Genomic DNA, 23,088 nt, shown 5'->3' on the forward strand with positions numbered 1-23,088 from the left:
AGACAGGTCAACAGCAACATCATAGCGGGCACGCCAACAGGGGGGCGGCACGGTAGCAGGATGGCAAGCAAGAAGCAAATTCAGGTAGTGGGCTCGCTTGGAAAGGTTGTGGTAATTGTAGCGACCTGCACACTGATCGTAGCACTGACCAGATTATCGATCGAGCTACCGGGCAGGATCAGGGTGAAATTTCCAGATAGGGTCACCTGGGAGCGCAGCGACCAAGCTGCTGTATTTCAAGTCGGCTGGTGACCGAGTTCTAGTCTGCTACCAAAACACTCGCAGAAAGTCGGGTTTGGCAAATTATTGTTCTAGCCAGTTCGCTTGGTTGGAAATTGATAGGTAGCATCTGGCTTGGGGGCGTGGTGAAGGCTGAGTCCGTGGAGCGATGAGGTGGTGAGCGAAGGAGCGAGGGGTTGCAATATGTCTATCGCATGCTCAGATACGCGTGATGGCATTGAGTGCCCGTTATTGCAGCGCTCATTTTGTGGGTTGGCGGTGCTGTGGTCTGATCAAGAAAAGCAAGTGCTGAGATAGCATGTTTGGCGGAGGCGGTGAGATTCGAACTCACGGAGGGCTTGCACCCTCGCTGGTTTTCAAGACCAGTGCATTAAACCGCTCTGCCACACCTCCGAAGTGTGTAGGGCTTGTGCTGATAAAGAAGCTTGAGCCCCGAAGCGAGGGGCGCACTATAGCGCAATTTAAATATCTTGCCTAGCCCCTGTCGCTAATTAAGTGCGGTGCATGGGGTGGCTGGCTTGGGTTTTGCTTTAATCGTGGGTAATGATATTGAAGTAAATGGCCGAGAGGTTGCCAATGGCTGAAATTACACTGACAGCAATACTGCCTACCCCAATGCCTGCGGAGATTATGCCAATGGATGGAGCTGCCGGGCTATTGGGTGGGCCGGATTTTGGGGCTGCCTTGCAAATGGCACTGCGCCAAATGCCAGTCGCTTTGGGGCTGCAAGGACCATTGGTGTCGAATGTTGTAATAGATAAGCAATGGTCAGAAAAGGAAAGTTCATCATCGATTGATGCCGCTGCGAACCCGTTGCTTGCGGCATTGATGGCACAGTTTCAGCCAATGTCGCAGCCCTATGTAGATAGGGTAGATGCGTTGCCGGCCACTGTTCAGGCTGAGCTGTCGGATCTGCCTTCAACGACTGATCACACGTTTACATTGGTCGTGGATAGCTTGGCGATGGAAGATGCTGCCGTTCAGCGGAAAATTTTGCCGGATGCGGGTGAGCAGGGGAGCGGATTCCAGGAATCGTTGAATCAATCACAGGCAATGTTGGGCGCGCAAGTAACGCAGCGTTCCGAGATAGGCGGGATAAAGATGGGGCCGCAGGTGTTGAGTGTGGCGGCGCCGATTGCAGATCAGCAAGGATGGTCGAAAGAGCTTGGTCAAAACCTGATCTGGTTGGCAGGGCAAAAGAACCAGATTGCCGAAATGCAACTTAACCCGCCCCAATTGGGCCCGTTAGAGGTCCGAGTGACAATACAGAATGATCAGGCTAATTTACTGTTTGTTTCACCGCACCCTTCTGTGCGTGAGGTGATTGAATCAGCTTTGCCGCGGTTGTCATCCATGTTTGCGGAAAGTGGAATCGCCATGGGTAATGTTCATGTGGGAGGCCAATCTTTGGCGGATCAACGGCAGCATGGTCAGGACCAGTCACGACGTGGCACTGGGCATCGCGAAGAGGCCGAAGTCGAGCCATTATGGCAAGCAGCCACTCTGCCGTGGGGAATCAGCATTCTGGCTTGATTGGGGCAGGATTGGGGGCTTTGGAACGGGCATGCATGACATGCCCGTTATGTATTTAGAAACTACCTAAACAAAGTTTTCGATATAATTGTTTTGTTTTATATTTTGGCAGGGTAACCTGACTGCTGCTAAAGTTCAGAGCAAGAATAAGCGGTTACGTTGGTTTGACACGTGAAACACGCTCATCGAGGTCTCAGGGATGTCCGAAGAAAAACCAAAAAGCAAGAAAATGTTGGTCATCATCATCGCCGTTGTTCTGGTGTTGATTTTGGTGATTGGTGGTGTGGCGGCGGCGCTTTTGTTGAGTGGTGGTTCGTCTGGCGACCATGAGGCGGAAGTTGCTCAGGAAAAGGATTCTTCCAAGAAGAAAGAGAAAAAGAAAAAAGACAAGGAAGCCCCGCCTGTATTTGAAAAGCTTGAAGTGTTCACGGTCAACCTGGCTGGCGAAAGCAATGAGATGCTGCAGACAGAGATCAATGTCGAATTGCTGGACGAGAAGCAAAAGGAGAAACTTAAACCCTACATGCCGAAGATCCGCAATAATGTGATCATGGTGCTATCGTCCAAGCTGGCAGCGGATTTGAAGACTGCAGATGGCAAGAAGAAGTTGATCGATGAATTGAAAGTCGCCATCAATGAAGCGATGGGGGCTGAAGATGATGAAGGCGTACAATCGGTAACGCTGTCTTCCTTTATTTTGCAGTGATATGGCAGACGATATCCTTTCCCAGGAAGAAGTCGATGCCCTGCTACGCGGGGTGACCGGCGAGGAGGATTCGGAAGAAGAGTCCTCCGATGCATCGCAGGTTCGAAATTATGATATCGGCCGGCAGGAGCGTATTGTCCGCGGCCGAATGCCGACGTTCGAGATCATCAACGAGCGTTTCGCCCGTAATTTGCGCGTGGGTTTGTTCAACTTCATGCGCCGCAGTGCGGAAATCTCGGTTGGCCCGGTGCGGGTGTTGAAATACAGCGAATTCATCCGCAACCTGGTGGTGCCCACCAACCTCAACCTGATCCACATGAAGCCTTTGCGTGGCACCGGATTGTTCATCTTTGATCCGGATTTTGTGTTTCTGGTCGTCGATAATTTGTTTGGTTCTGATGGCCGATACCATGTACGTGTGGAAGGTCGGGACTTTACTGCAACTGAGCAGAGAATCATTCGGCGCCTGCTGGGTGTGGTATTCGAGGAATATAAAAAATCCTGGGATCCCGTGTTTGAGGTGGGGTTTGAGTACATTCGCTCTGAGATGAATACGCAGTTTGCCAATATCGCGACCCCTACCGAAGTTGTGGTGACGACGACTTTCAAAATAGAGCTGGGCGCGGGGGGCGGCGATTTTCACGTCTGTTTTCCCTATGCTATGATCGAACCCATCCGTGACCTGCTTTATAGCTCAATGCAGGCTGACCGGCTTGAGGCTGACAATCGCTGGGTGAAGTTGTTATCCAAGCAGATTCAGGCCGCTGAAGTAGACTTGGTCGCCAACCTGGGTACGGCCCCGGTACTGCTTGGTGAAATTCTTGATCTCAAAGTGGGTGATGTGATTTCACTGGAAATCCCTGAGGCGATAGTGGCCGAAGTCGATGGTGTGCCAATATTCGAATGCAAGTATGGCATCAAGAATGGGCAGTATGCATTGAAGGTCGACAAGATTCTCGCGGGTGTGGATCAATTGAATACGGGAGATGATGTTGGCTGAAGAAGATCAACCCGCCGAAGAGCAGGGGCTGGATGACTGGGCTGCGGCATTGGCAGAGCAAGAGGCTGCTGATGCGGCCATGGCTGCCAGCAAGGCTGTTGAGCCGGAAGTTTCGCCTGCTGACATTTTCCAGAATTTCGATGCGCAGCCTGATAAACGCTCTGACCTGCCACCCAACTTTGACATGATCATGGACATCCCAGTCCATATGACCGTGGAGCTGGGACGTACGAAGATTGCCATCCGTAGTTTGTTGCAATTGGCTCAGGGGTCAGTGGTCGAGCTGGATGGCTTGGCCGGCGAGCCGATGGATGTGCTGGTGAATGGCTGTCTGATTGCTCAAGGTGAGGTGGTAGTGGTCAATGATAAATTCGGTATCCGCCTCACGGATATTGTTACCCCGCAAGAGCGAATCCGGCGACTTCACAAGTGATGCGAGCCGGGTCTTTTCTGATTTCCTTTATTCTGCCTGTTTTTGCTTCTGCAGCTGAGACCGGGCCGGTTGCTCAGTCGGCCGGTAGTTTGCTACAGGTATTCCTTGCGCTCGCTATTGTGCTGAGCCTGATTGCGGGTTGTGCTTGGTTGTTGAAAAAGCTGACCCCTGGCGGCTTGGTCGGGGGCGCTGGCATGCGGGTGATTGGTGGTGTCATGGTTGGCCCGAAGGAGCGGGTCGTGGTGGTAGAGCTGGCTGATACTTGGTTGATCTTGGGGGTGACGTCTTCGCAGGTCAATACCCTTCATACACTGCCAAAACCTGCTGATGCGGATCAACTCATCGGCCCCAAAAATGAGGCCCCTTTTGCAAAATGGCTGAGTGGTGCCTTGCAAAAGCGCAATGCCCACGCTGCAGGTGTGAATTCGGTGGATTGATTTTCTGATTGCGGTACAAGGTTTCATCGATCCTGCCGTGCCTGCAATATTCAAATGATTCTTCTGACCAGAGCAGATATTGCCGTGAACCGCTTTGTGCCTTCTTTTCGACATGCTTGCCTGTTGTTACTGCCATGGTTGCTGCTGAGTTGGCCTGTTTTGGCCTGGTCAGCCGATGGATTACCTGCTTTTACCAGTACACCAGCGCCTGGTGGCGGACAGAATTACACCCTGTCACTGCAGGCCATGTTGCTGATTACGGCACTGACGTTCCTGCCTGCGCTGTTGCTGATGATGACGTCCTTCACGCGCATCATTATTGTGCTGTCGTTGATGCGGCAAGCTTTGGGTACGGCGACTACTCCGCCGAATCAGGTGTTGATTGGTCTGGCGTTGTTTCTGACCATGTTTGTGATGGCTCCGGTTTTTGACAGGATTTATGTCGAAGCCTACCAGCCCTTTGCAGAAGACAAGTTGAGCTTCAATCAGGCGGTGGTCAAAGGGGCTGAGCCGCTGAAGCAGTTCATGCTCAAGCAGACACGACAAAAGGACTTGGCAACCTTCATTGAGTTATCTGGTTCGGCCAAACCCAATGGCCCGGAAGATGTGAGTTTGAAAACCTTGATTCCGGCCTATATCACTAGTGAGCTGAAAACGGCATTCCAGATAGGTTTTCTGGTGTTTCTGCCTTTCCTGATCATTGATCTGGTGGTGGCCAGTGTACTGATGTCCATGGGGATGATGATGGTGTCACCCGTTATCATTTCATTGCCGTTCAAATTGATGTTATTCGTCCTGGTGGATGGCTGGACATTGTTGATGACCTCACTCGTGCAAAGTTTTTACACCTAGGAGATCGCCATGACGCCGGAAATGGTTGTCACTCTGATTCAGCGGGCGGTGGAGGTCATGTTGTTGCTTTCCGCTCCAATGCTGATTGCGGCATTGGTGGTGGGGCTATTGGTGAGTGTGTTTCAGGCTGCGACGCAGATCAACGAAATGACCCTCTCGTTCATTCCAAAGCTGATTGTGACATTTATCGTGATGGTATTGGCAGGGCCATGGATGATTCAGCTGATTACCGACTATACCATTCGATTGTTTACCAGCATCCCGAGTTTGATCGGTTAACCTGTCGCGCATGATCCAGTTTTCATCCGATCAGTTGGCTGTCATGCTGACGGCCTTCTTCTGGCCCTTTGTGCGGGTACTGGCACTGATCGGGACTGACCCGGTGTTTGGCAGTCGCAGTATCCCGGCTCCTTACAAAATCGGGTATGCCTTTCTGATCACGTTGGCGATTGCCCCCATGCTGCCTGCCATGCCGGCTGTCAGTCCTTTCTCCGCTTACGGACTATTGGTGATGTTGCAACAAATCATCATTGGTGCGGCAATGGGACTGGTCATGCGAGTGGTTTTCACGGCAATCGAGATGGCGGGACATCTGGCTGGTATGCAAATGGGGCTGGGGTTTGCCATGTTTTTTGATCCAACCCATGGTACGCAAGTACCTGTGGTCTCACAAATTACCTCCTTGTTTGGCATTCTCACTTTTTTTGCACTGGATGGTCACTTGGTTGTGTTGGCGACCTTGATTCAAAGTTTTCAGCTGTTACCAGTGCAGTTAACTCCATTGGGGGCTGGTGCATTTCGAATGGTGTTCAAGTGGGGCGAGCAAATCTTCATCATGGGGGTGACTTTGTCGTTACCGGTGGTGGGGGCATTGCTGGTGGCCAACCTGGCAATTGGTGTCATGACGCGTGCAGCACCGCAATTCAACCTATTTGCCGTGGGCTTCCCAATTACTTTGGGGGTGGGCTTTGCGGTGTTCTATTACTCACTGCCTTATTGGACAGGGGTATTGCGGGACTTCTTCAATACGGCAGTCATGGCCATGCAGCATATCTTGAGGCTGATGAATGGGGCGCCTTGATCGACCGTCGGTCGGTTTGAGTGCTTTGTTTTCGATGTTTTTAGCCGATAATCTGGATATGCAGATATGAGTCTGCAACTCAGACAAGGAGAGCATCATGGCGATCACATTTGATATGAGTACAGGTGTTGTCGAGCGCCGGTACGAAGAGCCTGTCGTCTCCACCACGCCACAATCGTTGCAGCATCCCGATCAATGGACTGGTTTGCAATTGATGACTGTTGCCGAAGCACGTTGGCTTGAACAGCAGCAGGCCAGAGTTCGCCGCTGATGTCAGGCATCCGGCCGATTGATCTGCAAATCGGCCAATCCAAATTGCTGGCCTATGCTCAGGGATGTATGCATGGGCTGGCAGTCATGGCAATTTTTGCTTCACCTCGTCTATCCGTCCCAATTCAAATCTTTTTATTGCTGTGTGTTGTGGCTGGCATCTATCGTTGTTGGCGTGACTGGCATCGACTGGCTACAGATACCATCACGGCCTTGCAAATCTCATCGAAAGATGAAGTGTCGATCAAATGTGGCGAGGGCTGGCAGCCGGTATTGATACTGGGCGATAGTGTAGTAACGCCCCTGTTGACGGTGCTGCAAGTAAAAGGTTCGGACCGTTTGCATTACTTGGTGCTATTGCCAGACCAGCTTGAGCCGGATGCCTACCGGCGCTTGCGAGTATGGTTACGCTGGCGATGGCGCGCGCAACCAGTTGAAGGTGGTGGGGAGGCAATCTAATGCCTCCTGTGATGTGTGCGACACCTAGTGGCCGCACAATAGGTTCCCAGCCAACAGGTATCGCTGAGTATCAAGGTGTCAGTACTGTATTGACTGCTACATCTGCCATGTTCGGGTAGTCTCGGCTGTAATGTAGTCCGCGGCTTTCGTGCCGAGCCAAGGCGCACTGCACGATCAGATCCGCTGTCTGCACCAGATTGCGCAGCTCGATCAGATCGTTGCTGACACGGAAGTGGCTGTAGTATTCGTGAATCTCGTCCCGTAACAGGTTGATCCGATGCTGAGCCCGCTCCAATCGTTTGTTGGTCCGTACGATGCCAACGTAATCCCACATGAATCGGCGTAATTCATCCCAGTTGTGCGAGATGACGATTTCCTCGTCAGGATCGGTCACGCGGCTTTCGTCCCAGTCAGGAATGGTGACAGGAGCGGGGTGTTGGTCGGCCAAGATATCTTCAGCCGTTGCCCGACCCAGAATCAGGCACTCCAGCAGGGAGTTCGATGCTAGCCGGTTTGCCCCATGTAGACCGGTGCAGGCTGCTTCACCAATGGCGTACAGGTGAGGGACATCCGTTCTGCCTTTCAGATCGGTTACCAGTCCACCACAGGTGTAATGGGCGGCGGGTACCACGGGAATCGGTTGCTTGGTGATGTCGATTCCCAGGCTATGACAGTGGCTGTAAATAGTTGGGAAGTGTTCCTGAATGAACTTGGCGGATTTATAAGAAATGTCCAGATAAACACAATCCAGACCATGCTTTTTCATTTCAAAGTCAATCGCGCGAGCCACAATGTCACGTGGCGCCAATTCAGCCCGCTCATCATGCTGAGGCATGAAGCGGGTGCCATCCGGTAAGCGTAGAATACCACCTTCACCACGTACTGCTTCAGAAATCAGGAACGACTTGGCGTGTGGGTGATACAGGCAGGTAGGGTGGAACTGGATGAATTCCATATTGGCTACACGGCAACCAGCGCGCCAGCCCATAGCAATGCCATCACCAGTGGCGGTATCCGGATTGGTCGTATAAAGATAGACCTTACCGGCCCCCCCTGTTGCCAACACGGTGTGGTTGCACGACAGTGACAGAACTTTGTCCTGTTTGCGATCCAGAACATATACCCCATGGCAAGTGTTGTCAGGCAAGCCCAGCTTTTTGCCGGTGATCAGATCAATGGCAATGTGATTTTCCAGGACGGTGATGTTCGGGTGGGAGCGGATTTTGCCTGACAGTGTCTTGATCACCGCTTCCCCGGTTGCATCCGCAGCGTGGATGATGCGGCGATGGCTATGGCCGCCCTCACGGGTTAGGTGAAAGCCTGTCTCGTGGCGAGCATCGCGAGTAAACGGTACACCCAGATTGATCAGCCATTCGATGGCCGCTTTCGAGTGCGCTACAATAAAACGGGTCGTATCTTCATTGCACAGCCCAGCACCTGCCACAAGTGTGTCGTGAATGTGAGCTTCAATTGAGTCCTGTGTATCCAATACCGCGGCAATACCGCCTTGAGCCCAGTTACTGGCCCCGTCCACCAGACCGCGCTTAGTGATCAGACAAACTTTCTTGTGTTCTGCAAGGTTCAGTGCCAGGGTCATGCCGGCTAGGCCGGAACCGATGATGATGATGTCGAAATACATGTGCTTGGTTCTTTACCGAAAATGGTGCAAGGCTCAAGGGTTGGATGAAGTGGGTGCCTGATGCTTGACCACGCTCATGGCGGTGGCGATCAGGCTGCTCATATTGCTCAGGTCACCAGGCAGAATCAGTGTATTGCCAGTTTTGGCGACATTGCCAAAGGCGGCTACATATTGCTCGGCTACCTTTAGATTGACTGCTTCCATCCCACCTGGTTGGCGAATGGTCTGGGCAACTGCATGAATTGCGTCCGCTGTGGCTTGTGCGACCAGGCGGATGGCTTCGGCTTCGCCTTCTGCACGGTTGATGGCCGCCTGTTTATCACCTTCGGATTGATTGATGGCTGCTTGCCGTTCTCCTTCTGATTGCTGGATGGCCGCTTCACGTTCACCGGTGGCAATGTTGATCTGTTCTTGTTTGCGCCCTTCCGACGCGGCAATCAGTGCTCGTTTTTCCCGTTCTGCAGTGATCTGCCGCTGCATGGCATGCAGGATTTCTGCCGGAGGGGTGAGATCCTTGATCTCATAGCGCAATACCTTTACGCCCCAGTTGGCAGCAGCCTCATCCAGTGAAGCTACCACGGTGCGGTTGATGTCGTCGCGTTCTTCGAATGTCTTGTCCAGCTCCATCTTGCCGATGACGGAGCGTAGCGTGGTCTGTGCTAGTTGGGTAATGGCAAGAATGCAATCGCTGGAGCCATAGCTTGCCAGCCTCGGGTCGGTAACTTGAAAGTAGAGGATGCCATCCACAGTCAGTTGCGTGTTGTCTTTGGTGATGCAGATCTGGCTAGGTACATCTAGCGGGATTTCTTTCAGACTGTGGCGATAGGCGAGTCGATCAACAAAAGGAATGACGATATTGAGGCCAGGCTGGAGCACGCCATGAAAACGCCCTAGGCGCTCGACTACCCAGGCATGTTGTTGGGGGACAACTTTGACTGCTTTAACGACGAAGATGATGGTGACGATCAGAAAAACGACCATGGTTTCCAGCATCGGGGGCTCCTTCGGGTTGTCTTTCACTCAATAACAAAGTTGAACCGCGTACATCATGAATGTAAAGAATTGCGGCGTTGGCATGGCCCTGTACCAGCTCTGCATCCCACTCCGAGCCGCGGTAGGCGACCCGGGCATGCCGTTGGTCCAGCCATTGAATGACCCGGACTCGTTGACCTATATCCAGATTCTGTGTAGTGGACGCGGTGTGCCGTGCCTGATGGCGGCGGTATTTCATCAATACCAGAACACCAGCTACGCCAATACTGCCTGCCAGCAGAATCTGATTGATATCGGATAATCCAAGCCATGCTCCCAGCGCAGCAAACAGAAACGCAATGCCTAGAATCAGCATATAAAAAGTGCCACTGACCAATTCAATGCCAATCAGCACACATCCGGCTATCAGCCAGAAAAGATATGGTTGCACGCTTGGCGCCCCGCCTTTATAACAACATTGGTCGATATCTTACGCTGTTGGCTGGCGTAAGCCAAAGGGATGCTTCTTGGTAAACCCTAATGGTGCCTATCGACAAACGCGGATATGTTCGGTTGCCCGGTTGGGCTGCAATGACTTTTCGCGTATGCTTGCACGCAGCCTGGAAGTGGCGGAGCACTAAAATGATCAAGATATGTCGATGTGGTTTGATCGGTTCTGCCACTCACACAGGTGATCGGTGATCAAGTCGTTCAACGCTGTCCCAAGATACGGAGGCGCTATGCACTTGCAGTCAACCCGCTTTGGTGAAATCGAAATCGATCCGGAATCAGTCATTACCTTTCCGGAGCCATTACCTGGTTTCGAGCAGTCCCACCGGTACAAGTTGTTCCACGAAGACAAGCAAAACCCAATTGTGTTGTGGCTGCAGTCAGTTGATGAGCCTGACGTGGTGTTCAGCCTGATTGATCCTGCCACATTGGGTTTGCACTATGAAATCATGCTGTCCGATGAAGAATGTGTTCGCCTTGGCGTGTCCAATCCTTCATCGGTAGTGGTGTTGTTGATGGTGGCTAAGGATGGCGATCGCCTTGATCCTAAGCCTTATGCGCCAATATTGATCAACGTGGAATCGCGTATTGGCATGCAGAAACCGGGCGTAAGGGCCAGTATCGTATTCAGCAATGTGTGAGATGCACACGGATTGCTGTGTGATCCGGTATGATTACGCCCCTCACATGAGGTTTGGTAATTCATGAAGACCACCTTTCTCGATTTTGAGCAGCAGGTTGCCGAGCTGGAAGGCAAGATTGACCAGCTGCGTTATGTGCAAGATGACTCGGCTGTTGATATTTCAGAAGAAATCTCACGTTTGCAGGTCAAGAGCCAAGAGCTCACCAAGTCCATTTACAGTAAGCTGACTCCTTGGCAAATCTCGCAAGTGGCGCGTCATCCGCAGCGTCCTTATACGCTGGACTATGCCAAAGGGCTGTTTACCGATTTCAATGAATTGCATGGTGACCGCGCCTTTTCCGATGACCCGGCAATTGTGTGCGGCATGGCGCGCTTCAATGGTCAATCAGTGATGATCATTGGCCACCAGAAGGGCCGTGATACCAAGGAAAAGATTCTGCGTAACTTTGGGATGCCCCGTCCTGAAGGATATCGTAAGGCTTTGCGTGCCATGAAGTTGGCAGAAAAGTTTGGCATGCCGATCTTCAGTTTCGTTGATACTACGGGTGCCTATCCGGGTGTAGGGGCGGAAGAGCGTGGGCAGTCCGAGGCCATCGGTCGTAATTTGTTCGAGATGTCCAAACTGCGCGTGCCGATCATTGTTACAGTGATTGGCGAAGGTGGTTCCGGTGGCGCATTGGCGATTGCCATCGGCGACATCGTACAAATGCTGCAATATTCGACCTATTCAGTTATTTCGCCGGAAGGTTGTGCCTCGATCCTGTGGAAGAGTGCTGAAAAAGCTTCGGAAGCTGCAGAATTGCTCGGTATCACGGCAAGCCGTCTGAAAACCCTGGGTTTGGTTGACAAGGTGGTGCCGGAGCCATGTGGCGGTGCGCATCGTGATTCGGCTGCCATGATGCAGACAATGCGCAAATCGTTGCAGGACGGCTTGCGTTCGCTGCAAAGTAAGTCGCTTGACGAGTTGATGGATGCCCGTTATGAGCGCTTGATGAGTTATGGTAAGTTCAAGGAAGTTGCCGCTTGATGAGCGGCTCAAACAACACCTCTATACCAGCCTGACTCCCTACACTGGTCGGCCTGTCTCACTTGCATTGAGTGGCGGGATGGACTCAGTGGCGTTGTTCGATCTGGCGGTGGCGGTTGCGCCATCGCTGGATATCTCGCTTTCTGCGTTGCATGTCAATCACCAGATCAGCCCCAATGCCCCAGCCTGGGTTGCATTTTGTCGTTCATTGTGCGCAACGCACGCAATTCCACTAACTGTTGAAACCGTGCGGCTTGACCGACAGGGTGGCCAAAGCCTGGAGGCCGTGGCGCGCGATGCTCGTTATGCGGCATTCTCTCGCTTGCCGGTGGCTGCAATTTTGTTGGCTCACCACTTGGATGATCAAGCCGAGACGGTGTTACTTCAGTTGATGCGTGGCGGCGGTGTGCGTGGTATGGCGGCCATGCCCGCAGCGCGCTTGCCAGCATGCGCGCCGGCGCTGTTGCGTCCGTTGCTGGCGTGTACTCGCGCCGACCTACAGACTTATGCGGATCAACGGCAGTTGTGTTGGGTGGAAGATGAAAGCAACCTGGATACCCGGTATGACCGTAACTTTATGCGTCATGAGGTATTGCCGTTGCTGATCCGGACTTATCCGCAGGCCAGTCGGGTTTTGAGCCGGACTGCTGGTTTGTGTGCGGAGGCTGCGGAAATGCAGGATGCACTGGCGGAGTTAGATGTTCAGGGTGATCCGCAGTCTGGGTGGCTGTGCGTTAAGGCGCTGCAGGCATTGTCACCTGCTCGTGCCAAGAATGTACTTCGGTGGTTTGTTGCTCGTGCTGGTTTGAGTCTATCGGCATCAATGCAGCAAGCAGTACTGACACAGCTGCTGCATTGTCGGGTGGATGCTGACCCAAGATTAGTCATGGGGGGCTACTTTCTGGCCCGATATGATGGACGAATCTGGCTGGTCAAGTCCGTGGATCTTGATGTGATCTCGGCCCCGATTACATGGCGGGGGGAGCTATTGCTTTCGTTCCCAGCGTTGGTCGGTGAGTTGCATTTATTGCCTGTACATGGCAAAGGTTTGGCCGAGCATTGGCTGCGACAGCCATTACGGTTGCAACTACGACGTGGTGGCGAAGTGCTGCGGCCAAGATTGGGTGGTCCGCGTCGCCCGGTCAAGGCGCTGTTGCAGGAGGCACGTATTCCACCCTGGATTCGGTCCCGGCTGCCCTTGTTATATGCGGGTGAGCAACTGCTGGCTGTGCCGGGGGTGGCAGTAGATGCGGCCGCAATCGCTCGGGAAGATGAACGGGGGTATCGTTTGCGCTGGAACCTGATTGATGCTTGACGGCAGTGTTTCAGTGATCGAATTCAGGTGACAGTATGGGTGACTCGATTGCTGAGGTTAATCCGTCAGCGAAAACCCAATACGTCCAATAGATTGATCAGACTGGCTTGGGTAATGGGTTTGATCAGGATGTCATCAAATCCGTTGGCCAGAAAAGCTTTCTTGTCGGTATCCTGAGCGTGATGGGTATAGGCGACAATTTTGGTGGGATGGCGTTGTTGCTGACGCATTTCTCGGCAAACTTCAGTGCCATTTTTACCGGGTAGGCTGATTTCTATCAAAACCAGCTGTGCAGGGTGAGCGCCATGATACTGCAGGGCTTGTTCATTATTGTGGTTGTCATGAACATGCCAACCCTCCTGTGCAAGCATGGCACGGATCAGTTTTCGGCTGATCGGATCATCGTCAATGATGATGGCTTGCGGTGCAGGGCGGGTTGGCATGGTGTCCGTCATCACGGATTAGCTTGATGAAGAGCTGGCGTTGAGCTGGATGTAATTCTGAATTCCCATCTTGCCTACGAGATCCAGCTGCGTTTCCAGCCAATCAATATGATCTTCTTCGCTTTCCAGAATATCTTCGAACAATTCGCGGGAAATGTAATCCTGCACGGATTCGCAATGTGCAATTGCTTCCTTTAACAATGGACAGGCGGCCAGTTCCAATTTCAGGTCGCACTTCAACATTTCTTCCACATTCTCGCCAATCATCAATTTACCCAGGTCCTGCAGGTTGGGTAGGCCTTCCAGAAACAAAATACGCTCAATCAGCTTATCGGCGTGCTTCATCTCATCGATGGATTCGTGATACTCGTGATCGCCAAGCTTGTGCAGTCCCCAGTTTTTATACATCCGGGCATGTAGGAAGTATTGGTTGACTGCGGTGAGTTCGTTGGTGAGCGCTTTGTTGAGGTAAGCAATAACCTTTTTATCGCCTTTCATGCCGGCCTCCGATGAATGACTTGAGGAATTATTCAAGCATAGCACAAGAAACGGCAACGCCCCGCGCAATGAAGGGCGGGGTTGCTCTGGCTGGGCGCTTGGGTCAGGCGGCGCTGGCGATCATTGGTTCTGCAATCTGATGCAAAGACTCCCTGAGTACCTCTCTTGCATGGCAGGCACACCGTCCACATTGTGTTGCCACATTCAGTTCGTTTCGCAAATCACGCATGGAACAGCAGCCGCCTTCAACGGCTTGACGGATATGGGTATCGGTCACGGCATGGCAAATGCAAACGTACATCTTGAGTGGCCCTCGTTGCGATTGCAAACGATAAAGTTGTTGATAACTATTATCAATAATGAAATTGAAAAAAGCAAGTGAAAACTAGTTGCATTTGCGTTTACCTGGCTGCGTGCCGCTGTGGGATTTGCAACCAGCACATGGATCATGTGATTGCAGTTCCAGTTGGGATAGCGATTCCTTCAATGCGCACACGGATCGGCGGCACGTGACAATCTGAATGTTGTGTTCGTTGGCAAGGTCGCGAAAATGGCGCATCACGTTATGGCCAAGGAAATCGGTAAACAGAATCATGATGTCTGTCCCCTTGGGCAAGCTGGGTAGACGTCGTTGATGTGAGGCGTTACGGCCGCTGATATGGCGGGCAATGTTGATGCCAAAGGCAGCGAGGGTGTCCGGAATGTTGCCAAGGGTATCAGCGCCGACGAGCAGAGCGTTCATGATTTTCTCCTTTGAATGAGAATAATTATCAATAACGAAATAAGCGTTGTCAAGTTAATCCATGCTGATGTCGTTGTTGCCACAACAAGTTGGCCATTCGTTTCATCTGAGAATGAGGTCAGATGGACATGCTGAGCACTATCTGGATAGTTGTTTGGTGAAACTCTGCTGATCTGGCTTAGTCAGAACAAAGCTATCGTGATCTATAGGTAGAAATCTGTTTTATCTTGAATGTCATCGCTATACTTCATGTATTGCATTAGTAATAGCTTGTGAGTATTTGATAAATATATGAATAGAAATAAAACTGGATGGGGTGGAAAAGGCCTAGCATATGGCTTGTTGGCAATATTGTTGATTTCGGGGTGTGCGAGTACGCCTTCTGAGACAAGCCGGAAAAGTGGTGGTCAAGCCGCAGCTTCACAGCGTAAAGCTGTACCACGCGACGTAAAAGTGGCACCCAAAGGTCAACCCTCTGCGGCTGAACGAGATTCAATCCTGTCGCCTCAAGCCCAAGAGGTGGTGCTATATGCATTAGGGCTCTTGAATATCGACTACCGTTTCGGTGGCAAGAATCCGGAAAGCGGATTGGATTGTAGTGGTATGGTCAGCTACGTGTTTGAAGAAGCAGTCGGGATCAGATTGCCACATAACGCAGCTCAAATCGCTCGAGGAGGGCGGGAAGTTGAGCGTGACCAGTTACTGCCTGGCGATCTGGTGTTCTTCAATACTCAAAATCGATCCTACTCGCACGTGGGGATTTACATTGGCGAGAATCGCTTTGTACATGCGCCTTCCACCAACGGCCAGATCAAGGTCAGCAGTATGAGTAACAAATATTTTGCTAGCCGTTATGAGGCTGCACGTCGTTATTTTGATTGATCCTGATCCTTATCACCTGCTATCAGGGTTAAGGTATGAGTTGGCCGATGTTCGCATTGGGTGCGTATGGTTCGATCTTGTCTATATTACCCGACAAATGAGGCCGAGCCAGCGTGCTGGGCAATACGTATTACCGCTTGCGAATGCCGTTGACATATGCTGTTATCCTCGGCATGATGGTTCACACAAAACCGTCAGATATTGCAGATACTGATTTATCCAGTGATGCAGACAAGCGATCAAGGTTGGTAGCATGGTGGGTGATGTGGCGAAAAGGGGGCAATCCCTGCCGTTACTGGCTGATAGCGTATTGACCGGATGGCTGTGAGGAGACAGCAGTGTCAAATGACACCTTGGCCCAAAGTGGGCTTTCTTTTTATCAAGGCGTGAAAACGTTTTCTTATTGTCTGGTTTAAGAGATTTATCCACCAAGTTGGCCTAGGTGCTGGCTACCTTATGGGGCAGGCACTTTCGTGTGTCCCGATAAGGAAGACACGAAGTGGTATCAAGTGTAACGATTGGTTGCATAGCACTAACTCCATTTGCAATCGTTTGCATTTTGTGGAAAACGCGGCACGACTCATTCAGAGGGGCTGCGGTCATTTTGCGTTCAATCTCCGGGAGCACGACACATGTGGCTAAAGCAACGATTCAGTGTGATGTTCTGCCAGATAGCATTAGCGATGCTATCTGCCGGGATGGTCAATATGGCAATGGCGGCACCGGCATTCAATTATGCCGAAGCATTGCAGAAATCCATCTTGTTTTATGAGGCACAGCAAGCAGGTAAATTGCCAAGCTGGAACCGGGTGAAATGGCGAGGGGATTCGCGATTGACCGATGGGCAGGATGCCAGGCGTGACCTGACTGGTGGCTGGTACGATGCTGGTGACCATGTGAAGTTTGGTTTCCCGATGGCGTGGACAGTAACCGAGCTGGCATGGGGATTGGTCGAATTTGGCGAGGGCTATCGAGCAGCCCGGCAATATGATGCCATGTTGAGGAACCTGCGTTTTGTCACCGATTACTTCCTGAAAGCGCACACCGGGCCGAACGAGCTGTATGTCCAAGTGGGCAACGGTGGTATCGACCACAGTTGGTGGGGACCGGTAGAGGTATACCCGAAAGCGGCACCTGCATACAAAATCGACAGTAGTTGTGGTGGGTCGGATGCGGCTGCAGAAACAGCTGCGGCGCTGGCTGCAGCATCCATCGTTTTCAAAGTGGAGGACCCTGTCTATTCTGCCACCCTGCTGACTCATGCCAAACAGCTCTATACCTTTGCGGATACGGTACGAAAAAAATATTCGGAATGCGTAACGGATGCCGCCAGCTATTACAACTCTTGGTCTGGCTATATTGATGAGCTGGCGTGGGGGGCTGCTTGGTTGCATCGTGCCACGGGGGACGCGTCCTATCTGGCCAAGGCCGAATCGTTTGTCACGACTGACCCAAATGGTGGCTTTGGTACAGAAGGGCAAACTGGCTACCTGCCTTACAAGTGGACACATGGCTGGGATAGCAAACACTATGGTGTCTATCTGATGCTCGCGAAGGCCACTGGTAAGCAGAAATACAAGGATGCGATCGAACGCAATCTGGCCTATTGGACCGCTGGGGTACCAGGGACTGGCGAACGCGTCACCTATACGCCGGGTGGTCTGGCATGGCTCGATCAGTGGGGCTCCTTGCGGTATGCAATGAATGCTGCTTTCCTGGCTGCGGTTTACACCGATGTGGTGCAGGATGCAGCTAAACGTCAGCAATACCGGGATTTTGCGCTACGCCAACTGAATTATGTACTGGGAGACAATCCACGTCGGAGCAGCTACATGATCGGGTTTGGCAACAATGCCCCCAAACACCCACACCACCGGACATCGCATGGTTCCTGGGCTGACAGTCAGCAGGTGCCAGCAGATCATCGACATGTGCTGTATGGCGCATTGGTCGGGGGGCCGGACAGCAAGGATGCTTACAATGATGCCATCAGTGACTATACCGCCAATGAGGTTGCCACTGACTACAATGCTGCCATCACGGGCCTGTTGGCCAAGGCAATGCTATGGGAACCGGGAAGTGAGCCATTAGCAAATTTTCCACCGGCGGTGGTACCCACGGAGGATGAGATCTTCGTTGAAGCCAAGATCAATAATGCTGGCAACCAGCATACTGAGATCAAGGCTGAATTGAACAATCGTTCCGGTTGGCCGGCACGGCGAGGTGATAAGCTCAAGTTCCGTTACTACATCGATTTGTCAGAATTCCTGGCGGCGGGGCGCGACCCGGCCAGTGTGAAGCTTACTGTCAACTATAGCCAGGGTGGTACCGCGAAAGGGCTGTTCCGCTGTGGTGCAAGCAGTATCTATTACACCGAAGTTGATTTCACTGGTACGGATATCTATCCAGGCGGGCAATCGGTCTATCGCAAGGAGATTCAGTTTCGTTTCAGCGTGCCAGATAGTACCAACGTCTGGAACCCGGTCAACGACTACTCCTATCAAGGGTTGAATACAGTTAATTTGATCAAAACAGCCAACATCCCGGTCTACGACAGCGGTAAGCGGGTGTTTGGCAAGGAGCCTGCGGAGTGCGGCAGTAATCCCGGCCCCGTGCCGGGGGTACCTGTCGGCCTGTCTGCGAATGGTGGTGTGCGTAAGGTCAATCTGTCCTGGTCAAGTGTCAACGGTGCAACCGGCTACAACATATTGCGCAGTGGCGCGATTGCCGGGCCATTTGTTAACGTGGCATCGTCTACTGACTCCGCTTATGAAGATGGCGGACTGGCAAGCAACACAACTTACTACTACAAGGTCAATGCGTTTAATGCAAATGGGGAGGGTACCAGTAGCATGGTGGTGTCCGTCAAAACCAGTATGAGTGCACCTACCGCACCCGTGGTGACGGCTGCTGGTGCCAGTGGAAAGATCGCAATCAGCTGGCCGACGGTAGCAGATGCGGCAAATTACGATGTGCAACGTGCTGCCAGCGTCAACGGTAACTATACCAATGTCGCAAGCAACCTGACTGTCCCAGGCTATGTGGATACGCAGGTCGTCAACGGCAACACATATTGGTATCGTGTCGTCGCCCGTAATGCCATAGGGAGTGCCAGTTCGCAGCCCGTATCTGCCAAGGCGGGGGAGGTAGTATTACCGCCAGCAACCCCTGCGCTCGTTGCCGCCGCCGGTAACGGCAAGGTACAACTGACTTGGGGTATGGTCGCACGGGCGACTGCTTACGGTGTGCAGCGTTCACCGGCAGGTAGTGGTAACTTCGTGACCCTGGCCACCCTGGCGGCCAGTCAGACCGGCTATCTGGATAGTACCGTGTCCAATGGCACAAGCTATGGCTATCGTATCGTGGCCAGCAACAGCGCCGGCAGCGTCAACTCCAACGTGGTCAACGCTACGCCAACCAGCGGTACAGGTCGTGATACTTGCGTACTAATGCTCAACGCAACGGATGATTGGGGGAGTGGTCAGGTATTGCGGGTGCAACTGAAAAACGTTGGAACTCAGCCTATCAACAATTGGAAATTGAACTGGACTGAGTCGGCAGATTTCATTCTTGTCAACAGTTGGAGCAGCACTGTATCGGTAGCCGGCCGCGCTATCACTGTCAGCCCTGTCAGTTGGAATGCCATTATCGCCCCGGGAAGTGCGGCTGAACTGGGCATGCAGCTGGCCTACAGTGGCAGCCGCCCATTGCCGACTGCTGTCATGGCGGAAGGTCTGTCGTGCAAGGTAGAGGTCATGACGACACGCTGATCAAACTGTTGTTGCTAACCCTCATCAAATGATCGATGGAGGGGTGCCGCAGCCATTTGAAGTGCCTTGCCAAATCCGAACTGGATCGTTATCGGGAAGGCACTTATCTAATCCATTTTAGACAAGGAGCGGTATCACCATGTTGCGTATGACTTCCCCAAACTTGCTGTCGGCAGCACTACTGATGGTCTTCGGTGGTCAGGTGTTTTCACACGGGCTGATTCAAGACCCACCAGCCCGTAACTGGTATTGTGGGGCTGTCACCAAGCCGCACGATGTGGACAATGGCAGTGCCAAATATCCTCAATGTGGCGATGCATTCAAAGTCGACAAAACTGGCAGTTACAACTTCATGAGTGTACTGACCCATGCCCGTGGGCGCAGCGAGGTCAAGCCTCTGCCGCAACATGTATGCGGCTTTGGCAGTGAAACCTGGAAAGGTGGTGCCACCCCGTGGGATCAACCCATTGATTGGCCGACCAGCAAGATTGCAGCAGGAAACCGCAACTTTATCTGGAATGTCTCTTGGGGCCCCCATTTTTCGGATACCGAAGAATTCCGTTACTGGATTACCAAGCCAGGTTTTCAGTTTCAGCAGGGAAAGGCGCTGACTTGGGATGACTTTGAAACGCAGCCGTTTTGCGTGCAGAAATATGATGATACTCAGCCCAATGCCAATCCGAATGTAGTACCAGATAAAGCACAAGCTACTTTCCAAACCCAATGTACGGTTCCAGCACGGCAGGGGCGCCATGTCATCTACGGTGAGTGGGGACGCAACCAGTGGACGTTTGAGCGTTTTCACGGCTGCATGGACGTGGTATTTGCCGGTGGCACCGGTGATGCCGTCAAGTCGCAGATTGACACGCGGCCGGTGATCACCGAGTTTGTCGGCGCGGGCAGCCTGGTGTTGGATGGCAATCGGTCTCAGGGCAGTAACCTCAAGTATCAGTGGAGTGTGACCGCACAACACCCGGGTCTGTATACGCTGGAAAACGCCACGCAGGCTGTTGCCAATCTGAAGTTGAAAAGCCCTGCGGCCAGCGATACGGTACGTATCGGCTTAATGGTCAGCAATGGTAACGCTTCGGACAATAGTAGCTTCGCTTTCACACATAAGCCCGGCGTTGCCTCCCAATGGACTGATCTGGGACAGCTGACCCAGCAAGCACAAATGCTGAAAGTCGGAGATACCGTACAAGTCCGTGCAGTACAAAAAAATGGTACAGACCTCTACCTACCTGCCACACCACTGAAGATCACGGTGGCGAATACGACAGCCAACCGCTGGCCTGTCTCGTTGGCGCAGGCTATCAATAGCGGGGCTGGTGGGCTCAGGATCGGTGTGCTGTCATCTGGGGATCAGATCAATCCGGTGCAGGATGGGGTCGCCAATCGTATTTATGCTGCCAACACCGCCAATATTGCCAGCGCGTTTTTGTTGGTGAAGAGCAATGGCGGTGGTAGCGTAACGGCCAGCTATCAGATCAACAGCGATTGGGGCGCTGGCTATTGTGCGCAGGTTAAAGTGGTCAACAGTACGGCAGAAGATGTCACCTGGAAGAGCCATATCAGCGTCAATGGCAATATTCGCGAGTTCTGGAATGTGGTCTGGTCCCAAGACGGGGATATGGTGACCATTTCAGGTCCGGACTGGCAAAGGGTATTGAAGGCAGGTGCCGTGTTTGAAGCCGCAGGGTTTTGCGCCAACCGGGCAGTTCCTGTCGGCAAGGTGGATTAAACGACATGATTGAACCCGCACCCTGATGATCGTTCTATCAGCGTGCGGGCCACCACAATCAGCTCAGTCGGATGAAATCTTTACTGAATACCGACCGGCTGCGCATGCAAACTTCAAAGCCATTGCGATTGCCATCATCATTGGTGTTGCCTTCAATGCTCTTGAAAGCCTGATCACCCCCGCTGATGACGAAGCCAGTATGGACCCAGTCGGTTTTGCTTGCCCTCACCAGGAAAATGCCGATACCAAAGTTGCCAATATCTGACATGGCAGAATCCGGTACAAACCGGCCAGTCTGTTTGGCAAATGTCGCTAACTGATCGCAGCTGAAGGTTCCGGCAAAAGGTAAGTCTTGTTTCAGCCAAGCGGCGGCCTGTGCGATCACAAAGCTGACAAACCCAGCACACCAAAGCTGTGCTTTTCCTTGCTTACCTCTCATATACAAGCGAACCCAAGGCCCCATATTGTCCCCACCTGCTTCCACCGGGTGGACTGCCAAGTGCTGATGTGCAACAGCAGAAACTGCAGTAGCCAATGAGGTACTTGGTGCAAATGGGAGCGGTACCAGGACCCGTGCCAGTGGCTCGACCAGTTTGCTCCAGGTCGGTGTGTCCACCACCCCGCTGACTGTCAGGCCACATTTTTCTTGAAAGCGTCTGACTGCCATAGCGGTACCCGGGCCGTAGTCACCATCAATGCCGGTACCACAGCCATTCAGTGTCAGCCATTCCTGAATGCGTCGAACATCGTGACCCTTTGCGCCTTTTGCAACAGGTGTATTCATGGCCAATTCAATCAGGCCGGATGCCAATGTCTCATCCATGGCATGCTCCTTTTTTGAAGTTGATGAGTGATGGAATCGTTTTTAGCGACACTGGTCTGAGGGCTTGTCTCCAAAGGCGATCAACTCGGTAGCAGGTAGGTACCGACTACAGAAAAATAGGAGGCCGTGCAATGACAGCCTACCTGGTTGCACGGCAAGGGAAGCCGCGGAAATGAAGATCGGAAAGCGGGGCCGATCGCTATCGTAGTCGGACGGATTGACCGGAATGCGTCAGTTTCGGCTGATCCATGGCGGGCTGGGTCAGCCCAGGTTCGATGGTATGGGAGATGTAGTGGATTGGATTTACACCCGACAGGCAATGTATGGTCAAGTGTCGGTTATATAGCTCACCCCAGTTGATATGGGTGTCGAGCAAGCCATTTGGCGTTGGTAGAAACCAAGTCGTGCTACAGGCAAAAGTCCAATTGTCATTGTGTAATGTGGCAAGACGGTGGCAGGAAGGTGCATGTTGGCGAAGTGATCGGAATTTCATGTGATGCTCATTTTTACAGCAGGATTGCTAATTTTTATTAAGCAATTCACATGCCATTTGTCACGATAATTTGTTTATTCTCTGCATTCGGACTTTGTAAATTTAACACCTGATTTTTGTTGTGTCTGGTTATCCGGATCTTAAAAATAAGCATCGTAATAATTAATATTGTAATGTGTATAAATGAATAATTTGGAGGTGTGTAAATAAATCCGACATTTTACGGGTGATTATGATGGATATTTTTTACGTAACAAGGCATTTTCTTCGGTGTGTATAGGCTGGGATTGTATCTTCCTTGTGTCGGTTTGCTTGACAGTCAGAGCTTAAGGTCAATTCGACAGGCCATTCTGGCGTATGTCTGTTCATGGGTATTCATTTCATTTCATGAAAGGAAGCGATGTATTAGATTTTAATATCTATGTGAATATTTAAATGTTGAATGATTGTTTCGAAATATTAATCGTGTTTGTTTTTTTTATTGAAAAAAATAATGCATTAAGTTGAATGGCGGTGGGTGGCGGATTGCAGGTGTGTTGACCGGTATGCCAGGTGTTCATGCCGTTATGCAAGCTTGTG

At 51.9% G+C, this 23,088-nt stretch carries 26 protein-coding genes and 1 tRNA gene; 17 read left to right on the top strand and 10 right to left on the bottom strand.

Annotated features, from left to right (window positions below; translation table 11 throughout):
* Positions 1–252 (top strand): hypothetical protein (locus FFS57_RS25610; RefSeq protein WP_212749168.1); only part of this gene is annotated, 252 nt, incomplete at its 5' end.
* Positions 253–543: 291 nt separating this feature from the next.
* Here the strand turns inward: FFS57_RS25610 and FFS57_RS20390 are convergent.
* A tRNA-Ser gene (locus tag FFS57_RS20390) sits at positions 544–633 on the bottom strand.
* A 243-nt stretch (positions 634–876) separates the two neighbouring features.
* On the opposite strand from FFS57_RS20390, the gene FFS57_RS20395 reads away from it, so the two are divergent.
* The 10 genes from FFS57_RS20395 (at position 877) to FFS57_RS20435 (ending at position 7,011) form a co-directional block, all read left to right on the top strand.
* Positions 877–1,773, top strand: a complete 897-nt coding sequence (locus FFS57_RS20395) for a flagellar hook-length control protein FliK (protein WP_171014099.1) — start codon at positions 877–879, stop codon at positions 1,771–1,773.
* A gap of 199 nt (positions 1,774–1,972) precedes the next feature.
* On the top strand, positions 1,973–2,479 hold the full coding sequence (locus FFS57_RS20400; protein WP_137939674.1) for a flagellar basal body-associated FliL family protein: 507 nt from the start codon (positions 1,973–1,975) through the stop codon (positions 2,477–2,479).
* 1 nt (position 2,480) lies between these two features.
* A complete protein-coding gene (gene fliM / locus FFS57_RS20405; protein WP_137939675.1) occupies positions 2,481–3,479 on the top strand; it encodes a flagellar motor switch protein FliM in 999 nt (332 codons plus the stop codon).
* Positions 3,466–3,912, top strand: a complete 447-nt coding sequence (fliN, locus tag FFS57_RS20410) for a flagellar motor switch protein FliN (RefSeq protein WP_137939676.1) — start codon at positions 3,466–3,468, stop codon at positions 3,910–3,912. The genes fliM and fliN overlap by 14 nt, the downstream gene beginning before the upstream one ends.
* The gene (gene fliO, locus FFS57_RS20415) at positions 3,912–4,349 is read left to right on the top strand and encodes a flagellar biosynthetic protein FliO (RefSeq protein WP_137939704.1); all 438 of its coding nucleotides are present in this window, start codon (positions 3,912–3,914) and stop codon (positions 4,347–4,349) included. The genes fliN and fliO overlap by 1 nt, the downstream gene beginning before the upstream one ends.
* A 54-nt stretch (positions 4,350–4,403) precedes the next feature.
* Positions 4,404–5,201 carry a flagellar type III secretion system pore protein FliP gene (gene fliP, locus FFS57_RS20420; protein WP_137939677.1) on the top strand — a complete coding sequence of 266 codons (798 nt, stop codon included), beginning with the start codon at positions 4,404–4,406 and terminating at the stop codon, positions 5,199–5,201.
* Positions 5,202–5,210: 9 nt separating this feature from the next.
* Positions 5,211–5,480, top strand: a complete 270-nt coding sequence (fliQ, locus tag FFS57_RS20425; RefSeq protein WP_137939678.1) for a flagellar biosynthesis protein FliQ — start codon at positions 5,211–5,213, stop codon at positions 5,478–5,480.
* A gap of 10 nt (positions 5,481–5,490) precedes the next feature.
* Positions 5,491–6,282, top strand: coding sequence for a flagellar biosynthetic protein FliR (gene fliR / locus FFS57_RS20430; protein ID WP_137939679.1), 792 nt, complete (start codon positions 5,491–5,493; stop codon positions 6,280–6,282).
* Between the two features lie 97 nt (positions 6,283–6,379).
* Positions 6,380–6,553: a hypothetical protein gene (locus FFS57_RS25310; protein ID WP_171014100.1), complete on the top strand. Its 174-nt coding sequence runs from the start codon at positions 6,380–6,382 to the stop codon at positions 6,551–6,553.
* On the top strand, positions 6,553–7,011 hold the full coding sequence (locus FFS57_RS20435; RefSeq protein ID WP_137939680.1) for a protein YgfX: 459 nt from the start codon (positions 6,553–6,555) through the stop codon (positions 7,009–7,011). Before FFS57_RS25310 ends, FFS57_RS20435 begins: the two co-directional genes overlap by 1 nt.
* Before the next feature lie 70 nt (positions 7,012–7,081).
* Here FFS57_RS20435 and nadB read toward each other — a convergent pair whose 3' ends face one another.
* Genes nadB through FFS57_RS20450 form a run of 3 tightly spaced genes read right to left on the bottom strand, consistent with a single transcriptional unit; the run spans position 7,082 to position 10,073 of the window.
* Positions 7,082–8,650 carry an L-aspartate oxidase gene (gene nadB / locus FFS57_RS20440; RefSeq protein WP_137939681.1) on the bottom strand — a complete coding sequence of 523 codons (1,569 nt, stop codon included), beginning with the start codon at positions 8,648–8,650 and terminating at the stop codon, positions 7,082–7,084.
* Positions 8,651–8,683: 33 nt separating this feature from the next.
* Complete coding sequence (locus FFS57_RS20445) at positions 8,684–9,643, bottom strand: SPFH domain-containing protein (protein ID WP_171014101.1); 960 nt, start codon at positions 9,641–9,643, stop codon at positions 8,684–8,686.
* Positions 9,591–10,073: an NfeD family protein gene (locus FFS57_RS20450; RefSeq protein ID WP_171014102.1), complete on the bottom strand. Its 483-nt coding sequence runs from the start codon at positions 10,071–10,073 to the stop codon at positions 9,591–9,593. The genes FFS57_RS20445 and FFS57_RS20450 overlap by 53 nt, the downstream gene beginning before the upstream one ends.
* A gap of 289 nt (positions 10,074–10,362) precedes the next feature.
* Here FFS57_RS20450 and fliW point away from each other — a divergent pair, with 289 nt between their 5' ends.
* The 3 genes from fliW (at position 10,363) to tilS (ending at position 13,117) form a co-directional block, all read left to right on the top strand.
* Positions 10,363–10,773 (top strand): flagellar assembly protein FliW, encoded by a 411-nt coding sequence (fliW, locus tag FFS57_RS20455; RefSeq protein WP_137939683.1) that lies wholly within the window; start codon positions 10,363–10,365, stop codon positions 10,771–10,773.
* Between the two features lie 63 nt (positions 10,774–10,836).
* The gene (locus FFS57_RS20460; RefSeq protein ID WP_137939684.1) at positions 10,837–11,802 is read left to right on the top strand and encodes an acetyl-CoA carboxylase carboxyltransferase subunit alpha; all 966 of its coding nucleotides are present in this window, start codon (positions 10,837–10,839) and stop codon (positions 11,800–11,802) included.
* Positions 11,774–13,117, top strand: coding sequence for a tRNA lysidine(34) synthetase TilS (gene tilS, locus FFS57_RS20465; protein ID WP_137939685.1), 1,344 nt, complete (start codon positions 11,774–11,776; stop codon positions 13,115–13,117). Before FFS57_RS20460 ends, tilS begins: the two co-directional genes overlap by 29 nt.
* A 65-nt stretch (positions 13,118–13,182) precedes the next feature.
* Here the strand turns inward: tilS and FFS57_RS20470 are convergent, their stop codons facing one another.
* From FFS57_RS20470 to FFS57_RS20485, 4 genes are all read right to left on the bottom strand, one after another.
* Positions 13,183–13,560 carry a response regulator gene (locus FFS57_RS20470; RefSeq protein WP_171014103.1) on the bottom strand — a complete coding sequence of 126 codons (378 nt, stop codon included), beginning with the start codon at positions 13,558–13,560 and terminating at the stop codon, positions 13,183–13,185.
* A gap of 18 nt (positions 13,561–13,578) precedes the next feature.
* Complete coding sequence (bfr, locus tag FFS57_RS20475) at positions 13,579–14,058, bottom strand: bacterioferritin (protein ID WP_137939687.1); 480 nt, start codon at positions 14,056–14,058, stop codon at positions 13,579–13,581.
* A 103-nt stretch (positions 14,059–14,161) separates the two neighbouring features.
* Positions 14,162–14,359 carry a bacterioferritin-associated ferredoxin gene (locus FFS57_RS20480; RefSeq protein ID WP_137939688.1) on the bottom strand — a complete coding sequence of 66 codons (198 nt, stop codon included), beginning with the start codon at positions 14,357–14,359 and terminating at the stop codon, positions 14,162–14,164.
* 84 nt (positions 14,360–14,443) lie between these two features.
* The gene (locus tag FFS57_RS20485; protein WP_137939689.1) at positions 14,444–14,800 is read right to left on the bottom strand and encodes a DUF2325 domain-containing protein; all 357 of its coding nucleotides are present in this window, start codon (positions 14,798–14,800) and stop codon (positions 14,444–14,446) included.
* Between the two features lie 291 nt (positions 14,801–15,091).
* Between FFS57_RS20485 and FFS57_RS20490 the strand changes: the two genes are divergently transcribed.
* The 3 genes from FFS57_RS20490 to FFS57_RS25315 all read left to right on the top strand — a co-directional run bounded on the left by FFS57_RS20490 (position 15,092) and on the right by FFS57_RS25315 (position 21,193).
* Positions 15,092–15,682 (top strand): C40 family peptidase, encoded by a 591-nt coding sequence (locus FFS57_RS20490; protein WP_137939690.1) that lies wholly within the window; start codon positions 15,092–15,094, stop codon positions 15,680–15,682.
* 632 nt (positions 15,683–16,314) lie between these two features.
* Positions 16,315–19,452: a glycoside hydrolase family 9 protein gene (locus FFS57_RS20495; protein WP_137939691.1), complete on the top strand. Its 3,138-nt coding sequence runs from the start codon at positions 16,315–16,317 to the stop codon at positions 19,450–19,452.
* 139 nt (positions 19,453–19,591) lie between these two features.
* Positions 19,592–21,193, top strand: a complete 1,602-nt coding sequence (locus FFS57_RS25315; protein WP_171014104.1) for a lytic polysaccharide monooxygenase — start codon at positions 19,592–19,594, stop codon at positions 21,191–21,193.
* A gap of 58 nt (positions 21,194–21,251) precedes the next feature.
* Here FFS57_RS25315 and FFS57_RS20505 read toward each other — a convergent pair whose 3' ends face one another.
* Together FFS57_RS20505 and FFS57_RS20510 are read right to left on the bottom strand one after the other, a co-directional pair.
* Positions 21,252–22,016, bottom strand: a complete 765-nt coding sequence (locus FFS57_RS20505) for a peptidoglycan-binding domain-containing protein (protein ID WP_137939692.1) — start codon at positions 22,014–22,016, stop codon at positions 21,252–21,254.
* A gap of 199 nt (positions 22,017–22,215) precedes the next feature.
* Positions 22,216–22,509 carry a hypothetical protein gene (locus FFS57_RS20510; RefSeq protein ID WP_137939693.1) on the bottom strand — a complete coding sequence of 98 codons (294 nt, stop codon included), beginning with the start codon at positions 22,507–22,509 and terminating at the stop codon, positions 22,216–22,218.
* Between the last annotated feature and the right edge of the window lie 579 nt (positions 22,510–23,088).

The organism is Chitinivorax sp. B (assembly GCF_005503445.1).
Classification (GTDB): Bacteria; Pseudomonadota; Gammaproteobacteria; order Burkholderiales; family SCOH01; genus Chitinivorax.